Source organism: Leisingera daeponensis, from assembly GCF_019801465.1.
GTDB lineage: Bacteria > Pseudomonadota > Alphaproteobacteria > Rhodobacterales > Rhodobacteraceae > Leisingera > Leisingera daeponensis_A.
In genome coordinates, this window is sequence record NZ_JAHVJA010000031.1 from 1 (window position 1) to 9,986 (window position 9,986).

A 9,986-nucleotide genomic window follows, 5' to 3' on the forward strand; every position below is an offset into this window, starting at 1 on the left:
TCGGCTTCGTGCCTCTCAGTAAGACCGGCGCCGAGTTGCTCTTCGAACTGATCTCCCAGAGGTGCGAGCGCGGCTCCATCCTGATCACCTCGAACCTGCCGTTCGACGAATGGACGGAAGGGCCGGAATTGACGGACATGCTGGTCGTGGCGCCCTCAGGCGGAACGGCAGCTACCCTGCGCACAGCTGCCGCTGCTCCCGATCAACGCTCCACCCGCATCGAATGGCAGCTCCGCCCGGCTTAGCGGTCGCTCCTGCGGACGGTTTTTGGACCCTTGGCTGCGAAAGTCAGCGAAGGGCTGCAACGAGCCCTCTTTACCGATCAAGCAGGTGAAGTACTTTTCAGCCGCAGCGAAATTGCGCGAGAAAGGTCGGCTCTTGGCTGCTGTTCATTGCATCGCCAAACTCTGCAGTGCTGCTTCACCAGACCGACCATTCACCGCAAGTGCAACCAGGCTGATCCCGTTAGGTAGTGACCTGCAACGCGATCTCACTTGAGCCCCACCTAGCCGTAACCTCATTCTTGAGTTTCTGCCCTAAGCGTAGCTCCGCATCACCCAAATTAACGCGCTGACCGTCACGAATGAGGCGACAGTGGACGTTACAAGAGCAGTCGCGCAGACCTGTTCAACTCCATGTGCCGCTCCGAGCACGAGGTAGATGGACAGCATGGGAACCGCGGCAATCAGCATAGCCGTCAGTACGAAGGGGTCAGCTGGGCCCAGCAGAACACTCAACACCACGAACACCAGAGCCGGGTGCAGAACCAGCTTGCCGACCACGATTGCGGCTGTGCGCCGCCACATCGGGCTGACGTTGAACTGAGCGATGATCCCCCCAACAACAAATAGGGCAACGACCGGCGCGATCGATGCAACCATCTTTATCGTCTGCGAAATTCCGCCTGGAAACGTCAGGCCTGTGAATTTAAGTGCCAGCGCTAACGCCACGGCCACGACCAGCGGATTGCGCAGAAAACTCCGAATTGCCTTGCTGCCTGCCGTGCGCCTGTCAGCGGCGGCGCAAAATCCAGCCACGGGGCGGAGCAAAAGTCGGCCAGTCTGGGCGTGACCGGCGCCTTGGCAAACGCGCTCCCCACATAGCTGTCGGTTGCCAAGGCGCCTTGGGCCGTTAGGACCAAGTCCAGGCTTGGTTCAGGAGTTTTGGCGAGCCTTGCTCTGTGCCAGCCGATAGCTGTCGCCGTTCATCTCCAAGATACTGACATGGTGGGTCAAGCGGTCGAGCAAGGCGCCTGTCAAGGGCTCTGATCCGAAGCTTTTGCGGACATTGAGCAGCGCATCCGACGCGGCGGTGCGGCTTCCCAGAAGCCGTCGTTCGCTGATTGACGCCGTTGGACGCAATCCAACGGAACACGAAATCTCGACCAACCTGTCAATCAGTATCGCCCGTGGGCCCGCAGTATTACTCCAACAGGCGCTCCATCATCTGGGTTCACGGCGACGACGACACGGGTCTTCGGTTCTTTCAGCACTTTGACGGCATCAAAGAACGGTGAACCTGCCGGCATTGTCCGAAAGCCATCCGCGACTGCAGGACTATCCAAGATGTCGGAGATGGTGTGGTCATTCAAATCGATCATGCCATCTATTTCTGACGCTTTGTTTGTCATAAAAAGCGCCAGTTGCTGGTGCGTGATTGCCCCCATGACGACGTCATTCTCCACGCAAACGAATGCTGCGCATGTTTGGGCCTCTTCCCTCGCAAGGCTAACCAGCTTGGATGTCCGATCGACGACCTCAAACCTGTGACCAGCTCTGCTCGCCAAGGTAAACCACGCCATCCGGTCAGCCCACGGGCCCGTCAGAGGTAGCAGGGAAGACTGCGCCCTGACCGCTCCAGCAGCCAGCGGGCAACCCGCTTGGCTATGGGCCGGGCATTCTCCAGTTGCTGAGTGGCAAAGCCGTGCATCTTGCCTGGCAAGCATTTTCCCGCGAAAGCCTCGACCAATGCGCCCTTCTGCAAGTCCTCTGAGATGAATGGTTTGGCCGCAAGCGAAACTCCGGCCCCGGCGCGGGCCAGCCGTATCGCGGCAGCCAGGGAATTGACCTCGACAACCCTTCCGTCGAGCGGGCCGGCTATTCCTGTTGCTGCACACCACTGGGGCCAGGCCACACGCGGGCCGGCACATTCAATCAGCACACACTTCCCCCATTTGCCGCCATGCTGTTCCAGATAGGCCGGGGTGCAAACTGCCGTCACAGTTTCCTGCACCAAGGGCACGAAGCTCGCGGCATCTCCCGACCCGTATCCGATCACCAGATCATCCTTGTCAAAGCGCGTGTAATTGGCCTGGTAGTCAATGGTCAGCGTCAGCTCCAGATCCGGGATGTCCCGCATCATGTCCGGTATCAGCGGGGTCAGGCAGAACTCGACAAAGGCCGGGGAATAGCACGCGATGGAAACGTTGTTGCGGGTTTGCCGGGAGAACATCCTGGACGTTGTCTGGGAGAGCGCTTCCAGCGCCTCCTGCACATGCGGATGGTAGGCATAACCTTCATCGGTCAGCACCACATGCCGCCCCCGCCGTTCAAACAGGCTCGCGCTCAACGCCTTTTCCAGTTTTTGAATCTGCAGCGACACCGCCCCTTGGGAAAGCCCGAGTTCCTGAGCCGCCTTGGTGAAGTTCAGATGTCTCGCCGCGGCATCAAAGGCCGAAAGCCAGCCCAGATTAAGATTCGAGCTGTGCCGCATCCCGCTGTCCTATTAGTTTTTTGTGGCATGACTATGAGAATACGGGTGGTTAAGCACAAAATTGCAGGGGCTGCCCGTGAAACTTTTGTAAAGATTCCGCCCCCGCGGCCCCGGCCTTCTTCTCCAACACCTTGAAAACAAGGCATCGCGGCAAATCCGGGGTAGCTCCGGCGGATCATGCCTTCCCCGGCGTCACAATTCTTTCACCCAATCTGGCAATTCCGGCGGCAGGCAATCACGCCACCACTCATTCCAGCGGGCCTCGCCCAAGGTAGACCCATGAAAAAGTCGCTTTTGCTTTCTGCTGCCATCGCTCTGGCCAGCACCGCCGCCACCGCCGAAACCCTGCGCATCCCACACGAACTGGGCTTTGGGGGGGCGGAGTCGATGGACCCGATCTCTCCGCAGCGGTTCTATGAAGCCATCCAGAACGTCTATTCCCGCTTGGTCCGCCAGGGCGAAGACGGCCGCCCCTCGCCGGATCTGGCATTGGAATGGTCGGCCACTCCGGATGCCAAGGAATGGACCTTCAAGCTGCGCCCGGACGTGACCTTCCACAACGGCAATGCCTTCACTGCTGAGGACGTTGCCTTCTCGCTGATGCGCACCCAGTCCGAGACCATCGATAGCCCGACTAAAGGTGTGATGGGGATCATTGACCATGTCGACGTTGTTGATCCGCTGACCGTCAAAGTCGTTCTTAAGGACAGCCATGCGGACTTTCCGCTGCTGACCATGGACTACCGGATCAAGATGCTGGACGCGGAAACCTGCGGCGGCGACCTGGATGTTCTGTGCGAAAGCGGCAACGGGACCGGCCCGTTTGAGCTGGTGGATCTGGACGCTCTGGGCACCACCACCATGAAGCGGTTTGAAAACTACTATGGCAGCAAGGCCGGCGTGGAAAATCTGGAACTGATTGCCATCGCCGATCAGGACGCGCGCGTTGCAGCCCTGCAGGCCGGTCAAATCGATCTGGTCTACTCGGTCTCCGCCGAGCAGGTTCCGCTGTTTGCAAACAACCCGAACTTCACCGTCCAGTCGGTGCCGTCGGGCCGCTGGGTCGGCCTGGTGATGAACACCCAGGAAGCACCGTTCAACGACCCGCGCGTCCGCAAGGCGATCCGTTTGTCCGCCGACCGCGATGCCCTGGGCAAGCTGGTTTACGGCAAGGGCGGCTACATTGTTTCCTGCGACCACCCGGTCTGGACCGGCGACCAGTACCGCAAGGAGATCGACTGCAGCCGCGACGTGGACGGCGCCAAGGCGCTGCTGGCTGAGGCCGGTTACGCGAACGGCCTGAAGGTTGAACTGTTCGTCTCCGACATCTCGGAAGGTGCCGTGAAGTTGGCCGAGGTTCTGCAGAACCAGGCCAAGGACGCAGGCATTGAGATCGAACTGGTTCCGGCGCCGGCAGACGGTTACTGGGGTGACGTCTGGATGAAGGAAGCCTTCTTTGCCACTGGCTGGTCGCAGCGCCCGGCGGATCAGATCCTGAACGAAGCTTACCGCTCCGGTGCAGCTTGGAACGAGACCGCATGGAACTCCGCCGACTTTGACGCCAAGCTGGGCGCGGCCCGCTCCGAACTGGACTTCGGCAAGCGCAAAGAGCTGTACGGCGAGCTGCAGGATGAGCTGTGGGAAACCGGCGGATCCTTCATTCCGGTTCACCTGAACATCACCCGCGTCCTGTCTTCCAAAATTGGCGGCCTGCCGCCGGTCGAGGGCTTCTCGATCCGCTATGAAGACGTGACCAAGAACGGGTCCGGCTCCTGATCCATAACCCAAAGGGCATCTCCCCCCTTTCAACTGGCGCAGCCTGCCCCTCAAAAAACAGGCCGCGCCTCATTCTTTCCTGCAAAAGGCCAACCCATGCCATCCCTGATCCTACGCCGCTTCGGCTTTGCGGCCTTCACCATCGGTTTTGTCTCAATAGTCATGTTTGCTGCGGTCGAGGCGCTGCCCGGCAATGTCTGCACCTCCTTCTTGCAGCGGTTTGCCCAGGGTCCGCGGCTTGAGCGCTGCATCGAGCAGCAGGGACTGGAGCGCCCCGCAATGGTGCGCTACGGCGACTGGGTGGCGGGTGCCGTGCAAGGCGACTTCGGTTACTCCTTGAAAAAGCGCAAACCGATCAATGAGCTGATCTGGGAACGCTTCCGCAACACCGCTCTACTGGGCGGGTTGGCGGCGCTGCTGGCGATACCCTTTGCTATTTTTCTCGGCATCGCCGCGGGCGTCAGGCGGGACAGGTCGCTGGACCTTTCCTTATCAGGGGCGGCGATGCTGGCGATGACGATCCCCGAGTTCGTGACCGCCACCGCGCTGATCTATGTCTTTGCCATCGTGCTGCAGTGGTTCCCCGCGGTCACAATCGTCTCACCCGGTGCGGGATTCATGCAAATGCTGCCCAATATCGTTCTACCGGTGCTGGTGCTGAGCGCGGTTCTGGTCGCCCACATCATGCGGATGATGCGCGCCTCGGTGATTGACGTGATGGCCTCGGATTATGTGCAGATGGCGCGGCTTAAGGGCGTGCCGGAGCGCCAGATCATCTGGAAACACGTGGTGCCGAACGCAATGATCCCAGCGCTCAACGTGATCGCGCTTACCGTCGCCTGGCTGCTGGCTGGTGTGGTCGTGGTCGAAAAAGTCTTCAACTACCCCGGGCTTGGAACGCTGATGATCCAGGCGATCTTTGACCGCGACTTGCCGCTGGTTCAGGCAATCGCGCTGATCTTCTCGGTGATCTATGTGGGCGTGAACCTGGCCGCGGACCTCGCCGCGCTTGCCCTGGACCCGCGCTTGCGCAGAAAAGGGCACTGACATGCTGAAACTGCTTGCAACAATTGCGTCGAAACCCTCCGGCGCGCTTGGCCTTGGCCTTACTCTGTTCCATCTGGCACTGGCGCTGCTGGCGCCCTGGATCGCGCCGTTCGACCCAACCGCGCAGAACGCCGACACCATCCTGCTGGCGCCCAATGCCAGCCACCTCATGGGCACCGACACACTGGGCCGCGATGTCTTCTCGCGCGTGGTCTACGGCGGGCGGCTGGCGATTGCCGTCACGTTCACCGCCGCCGTGATTGCCACGCTCTGGGGCGGCTTTGCCGGTATCTTCTTTGGCACCGTCGGCGGGCGGGTGGATGAATACGCCATGCGCGTTGTCGATGCTTTCCTTTCGATGCCCTGGCTGCTGTTCCTCTTGCTGATCATCTCGATCGGCGGCGCCGGGCCGCTGACGATTATCCCGACGCTGGGCTTCTTCTACGGCGTTGCCGTTCTGCGTGTGGTGCGCGGTGCCGCGATGCAGCTGGCCGCCCGCGACTTTGTCACCGCCGCCAAGGCCCGGGGCGAAGCACTGTGGCCGATCCTGTCGCGCGAAATGTTCCCCAACCTCTCCGACATCCTGCTTGTCGAGGGCGCAATGCGCTGGAGCTGGATGCTGCTGGCCTTCTCCTCGCTATCGTTCCTGGGCTTCGGGGCCACCCCGCCGACACCCGACTGGGGCCTGATGGTGGCGCAGGAGCGCGGGCTGCTCAGCACCGCCCCCTGGGGTGTGTTCTGGCCCTGCCTGACGCTGAGCTCGCTGATTATTGGGATCAACCTACTGGCGGACGCCGTGGGTAAGGCCCTGGGCCTGGACCGCGCAACCGCTGTTGCCGTGTGAGGGATTTGTTATGACCGAACCTTTGATCAAGATCGAAGACCTGTCTTTGGGTTTCACTGCCAAGAACGGGCGCCAAGCGCCGATCCTGCGCGGCCTGTCGCTGGAACTTGCCCCGGGCGAAACCCTGGGCATCGTCGGCGAGAGTGGTTCCGGCAAATCCACCGTCGCGCTAGCAATGATGGGCTACCTAAAATCCGGCCTGACAGTATTCCGCGGCCGCGCGATCTTTGACGGCAACGACATGTTTGCATTGCCGGAGAAGCAGCGGACACGCCTGCGCGGCTCCTCCATCGCGCTGATCCCGCAGAACGCAGGCCAGGCGCTGACGCCGACCCTGAAGATCGGCCGCCAGATCGATGAGGCGTTGCAGCTGCACACCGCGCTGAGTGCCGGGGAGCGCAGTATTAAGGTGCTGGAACTGTTGAACCGCGTGCGCCTGCCCAGCCCCGAGGATATCGCCGAACGCTACCCGCATGAGCTGTCGGGCGGACAGCAGCAGCGTGCTGCCGTAGCGATGGCGCTGGCAGGCAACGCCAAGGCCCTGCTGCTGGATGAGCCGACCACCGGCCTGGATGTGACCACCCAGGCGCATATCCTGGAATTCCTGCGCTCCCTCGCCAAGGAGCTGGGCGTGGCGATGATCTATGTCAGCCATGACCTCGGCGTGATCGCCCGTGTCGCCGACCGGGTGGCGGTGATGTATGCCGGCATGCTGGTTGAGGAAGGCCCGACCCGCGATGTGCTGCGGGAGCCGAACCACCCCTATACACGCGGCCTGCTGGCCTCGATCCCGCGGTTGGGGGAACCGGGCATTCTGCCCTCGATGCCGGGCGTGCCGCCTGCGGTGGGCTCAGATCTGACGGCCTGCGCCTTTGCGGACCGCTGCCCGCAGGTGCGCTCGCTGTGCAAGGACGGCATCCCGGCGCTGGAGCGCCGCGGCAATTGCCGGGTGCGCTGCCCCTACGCCGGCGAACATGCGCCGGAACACCTCAGCACCCGCCGTGTGCCGCAAGTGCAGCATGCCCGCGCGCTGGAGCTGCAGGACGTGGCGGTCAGCTATCGCAGGCCCGGCTTACTGGACCGATGGCTGAAGAAACCGGAGCCCGCCCCCACCGTGGACCGCGCCGGATTTGTGCTAAAGAAGGGCGAGACGCTGGGGCTGGTCGGCGAATCCGGCTCCGGCAAATCCACCATCCTGCGCGCCATCGCAGGCCTCGCAGGCACCCGCAAGGGCGGCATCACGCTGGGCGATGGCGAAAGCTTGAATGCGCCGGTTGCGGGCCGCGATCGCGAGACCCTTCGCCGAGTGCAGATGATCTTCCAGAACGCAGACGCTTCGCTGAACCCGCGACAGAGCATCGGAGAAATTCTGATGGCGCCGCTGAAACTATACTTCGGCCTCAAGGGGGCAGAGGCGCAGGCGCGGGCCGAAGAGCTCTTGGAAGCGGTGCGCTTGCCTGCGCGCTACATGTCGCGCTTTCCTAGACAGTTGTCAGGCGGCGAAAAGCAGCGGGTGGGCGTTGCCCGCGCCTTTGCCGCCAATCCGGAAGTCACCCTGTGCGACGAGGTGACCAGCGCGCTGGATGTGTCAGTGCAGGCGGCAGCGCTGGCGCTACTTACGCGGCTGCAAAGGGAGAACGGCTGCTCTTATATCTTTGTCAGCCACGATCTGGCGGTGGTGCGCGCGGTGTCGGACCGGGTAGCGGTGCTTTACCAGGGCAGAATCTGCGAGATCGGCCCGGCGGAGCAGGTCTATGCCCCGCCCTATCACCCCTATACCCAAACCCTGATGGGCGCGGTGCTGGAACCGGACCCGGATGCCGCTCCTGTTCTGCTGGCCAATGACATGAGCGAGATGGCCCCGCCCGCAACCGGCTGCCCATTCCAACGCCGCTGCACAAAACGGATTGGTCCGGTTTGCGATACCAGGACGCCGCTGCCGCAGGTCCTCGACGCAGGCCATGTGATCCATTGCCACATACCGGCGCAGCATTTGCAGGAAGCCGGTGAACGCCTGGAGGCGGAGCTTGCCTGACCAGAACTGTCAAAAGCCCGATTCACAAGCGTCATGGTTCTGATAACTTGACGCTTTAGGCAGTCCAGCAAGCAGTTCAGCTGGAGTGTGCCAAATGAAATACCGCACGATCTTTCTGTCGGATATTCATCTTGGCACGCCGGGCTGCCAGGCAGAGCTGCTGCTGGATTTCCTGAACACCTATGAGGCCGAGAGCTACTACCTGGTCGGCGACATCATCGACGCCTGGCGGATCAAGCGCAAAGGCTTCCTGTGGCCGCAGGCCCATAACGATGTGGTGCAGGCGCTGCTGGCCAAGGCGCACGACGGCGCCAGCATATACCTGATCCCAGGCAACCACGACGAATTCCTGCGCTCCTACCTGGGCACCCATTTCGGCGGTATCGAGGTGCTGAGCACGGCCGATTTCACCGCAAGCGACGGCAAGCGCTACGTAGTGACCCATGGTGACCAGTTTGACTCGGTCGTGATGCACGCTAAATGGCTCGCCCATTTGGGGGACCGGGCCTATGATTTCATGCTGTGGCTGAACACCCGGCTGAACCGCGCGCGCAGTCTGTGGGGCGGCCAGTACTGGTCGCTGTCCAAATGGGCCAAGCAGCAGGTCAAGAAAGCGGTCAACTTCATCAGCGAATACGAAAAGGTGCTGACGGCAGAGGCCCGGCGCGGCGGCTATGACGGGGTGATCTGCGGCCATATCCACAGCGCCGCGGTCCGCGACATGAACGGCGTCACCTATGTCAATACCGGCGACTGGGTGGAGAGCTGCACGGCGGTCGTGGAATTGAACAGCGGCCGACTGGCCCTGATCGACTGGGAACGCTCCGCCCGCGAAGCCCGCCACCGTGTCCGCACGCGGCGTGCCCGTACCCGCCAGAAACAACTCGAAAACGTATGACTAAGGCAATAAGCGATGAATAGCACAGCCCAGGCGCAGCTGGACGCTGCCGTTCTGCAGCAAGGCGATGCCGCAACTGGCCGGCTGGAACGCCTGTTTTCCTGTCTGTTTCTGGGGCTGGTCTACCTGCAGATCTGGGAGGATCCGGTGGTGGACATGGAGGCGCTGGAAATCGCGCCGGGCGACAACCTGGTCTGCATCGCATCGGGCAGCTGCAATGTGCTGTCCTACTTGACCGCGGGACCGGCCTCAGTGACCGCCGTCGACCAGTCACCCGCCCATGTAGCTGTCAGCGGCGGCGCAAAATCCAGCCACGGGGCGGAGCAAAAGTCGGCCAGTCTGGGCGTGACCGGCGCCTTGGCAAACGCGCTCCCCACATAGCTGTCGGTTGCCAAGGCGCCTTGGGCCGTTAGGACCAAGTCCAGGCTTGGTTCAGGAGTTTTGGCGAGCCTTGCTCTGTGCCAGCCGATAGCTGTCGCCGTTCATCTCCAAGATACTGACATGGTGGGTCAAGCGGTCGAGCAAGGCGCCTGTCAAGGGCTCTGATCCGAAGCTTTCCGTCCATTCGTCGAACGGCAGGTTCGAGGTGATCAGGATGGAGCCGCGCTCGCACCTCTGGGAGATCAGTTCGAAGAGCAACTCGGCGCCGGTCTTACTGAGAGGCACGAAGCCGA

Annotated in this window: 10 protein-coding genes and 2 pseudogenes; 7 read left to right on the forward strand and 5 right to left on the reverse strand. The window is 61.9% G+C overall.

Translation table 11 applies throughout. The features are described 5' to 3' along the window. Positions 1–119 (forward strand): annotated as a pseudogene (locus tag KUV26_RS23265) (ATP-binding protein); the annotation flags it as partial. A 417-nt stretch (positions 120–536) separates the two neighbouring features. Here KUV26_RS23265 and KUV26_RS23270 read toward each other — a convergent pair. The 4 genes from KUV26_RS23270 to KUV26_RS23285 form a co-directional block, all read right to left on the reverse strand. Continuing rightward, positions 537–1,037, reverse strand: a complete 501-nt coding sequence (locus KUV26_RS23270) for an AEC family transporter (RefSeq protein WP_222510248.1) — start codon at positions 1,035–1,037, stop codon at positions 537–539. A 117-nt stretch (positions 1,038–1,154) separates the two neighbouring features. Then, positions 1,155–1,388 (reverse strand): ATP-binding protein, encoded by a 234-nt coding sequence (locus KUV26_RS23840; protein WP_315900174.1) that lies wholly within the window; start codon positions 1,386–1,388, stop codon positions 1,155–1,157. Positions 1,389–1,396: 8 nt separating this feature from the next. Continuing rightward, positions 1,397–1,684, reverse strand: a complete 288-nt coding sequence (locus KUV26_RS23280) for a hypothetical protein (RefSeq protein ID WP_222510249.1) — start codon at positions 1,682–1,684, stop codon at positions 1,397–1,399. A gap of 137 nt (positions 1,685–1,821) precedes the next feature. Further along, complete coding sequence (locus tag KUV26_RS23285; RefSeq protein ID WP_222510250.1) at positions 1,822–2,712, reverse strand: LysR family transcriptional regulator; 891 nt, start codon at positions 2,710–2,712, stop codon at positions 1,822–1,824. Between the two features lie 279 nt (positions 2,713–2,991). On the opposite strand from KUV26_RS23285, the gene KUV26_RS23290 reads away from it, so the two are divergent. From KUV26_RS23290 to KUV26_RS23315, 6 genes and pseudogenes are all read left to right on the forward strand, one after another. After that, complete coding sequence (locus KUV26_RS23290) at positions 2,992–4,488, forward strand: ABC transporter substrate-binding protein (RefSeq protein WP_222510251.1); 1,497 nt, start codon at positions 2,992–2,994, stop codon at positions 4,486–4,488. A 96-nt stretch (positions 4,489–4,584) separates the two neighbouring features. Further along, a complete protein-coding gene (locus tag KUV26_RS23295; RefSeq protein ID WP_222510252.1) occupies positions 4,585–5,535 on the forward strand; it encodes an ABC transporter permease in 951 nt (316 codons plus the stop codon). A gap of 1 nt (position 5,536) precedes the next feature. Further along, positions 5,537–6,379 carry an ABC transporter permease gene (locus tag KUV26_RS23300; RefSeq protein ID WP_222510253.1) on the forward strand — a complete coding sequence of 281 codons (843 nt, stop codon included), beginning with the start codon at positions 5,537–5,539 and terminating at the stop codon, positions 6,377–6,379. A gap of 10 nt (positions 6,380–6,389) precedes the next feature. After that, complete coding sequence (locus KUV26_RS23305) at positions 6,390–8,414, forward strand: ABC transporter ATP-binding protein (protein ID WP_222510254.1); 2,025 nt, start codon at positions 6,390–6,392, stop codon at positions 8,412–8,414. Between the two features lie 94 nt (positions 8,415–8,508). Next, a complete protein-coding gene (locus tag KUV26_RS23310) occupies positions 8,509–9,312 on the forward strand; it encodes a UDP-2,3-diacylglucosamine diphosphatase (RefSeq protein ID WP_222510255.1) in 804 nt (267 codons plus the stop codon). Between the two features lie 15 nt (positions 9,313–9,327). Then, a pseudogene (locus tag KUV26_RS23315) lies at positions 9,328–9,603 on the forward strand (DUF3419 family protein); the annotation flags it as partial. A 141-nt stretch (positions 9,604–9,744) separates the two neighbouring features. Here KUV26_RS23315 and KUV26_RS23320 read toward each other — a convergent pair. Further along, a partial coding sequence (locus tag KUV26_RS23320) for an ATP-binding protein (protein WP_222510256.1) occupies positions 9,745–9,986 on the reverse strand: 242 nt, incomplete at its 5' end.

What these genes read in the sequence shown, in the direction of transcription:
- KUV26_RS23305 (WP_222510254.1), top strand. Translation starts at nt 6,390, where the DNA reads ATGACCGAACCTTTGATCAAGATCGAAGACCTGTCTTTGGGTTTCACT.
- KUV26_RS23295 (WP_222510252.1), top strand. Translation starts at nt 4,585, where the DNA reads ATGCCATCCCTGATCCTACGCCGCTTCGGCTTTGCGGCCTTCACCATC.
- KUV26_RS23310 (WP_222510255.1), top strand. Translation starts at nt 8,509, where the DNA reads ATGAAATACCGCACGATCTTTCTGTCGGATATTCATCTTGGCACGCCG.
- KUV26_RS23300 (WP_222510253.1), top strand. Translation starts at nt 5,537, where the DNA reads ATGCTGAAACTGCTTGCAACAATTGCGTCGAAACCCTCCGGCGCGCTT.
- KUV26_RS23285 (WP_222510250.1), bottom strand. Translation starts at nt 2,712, where the DNA reads ATGCGGCACAGCTCGAATCTTAATCTGGGCTGGCTTTCGGCCTTTGAT.
- KUV26_RS23290 (WP_222510251.1), top strand. Translation starts at nt 2,992, where the DNA reads ATGAAAAAGTCGCTTTTGCTTTCTGCTGCCATCGCTCTGGCCAGCACC.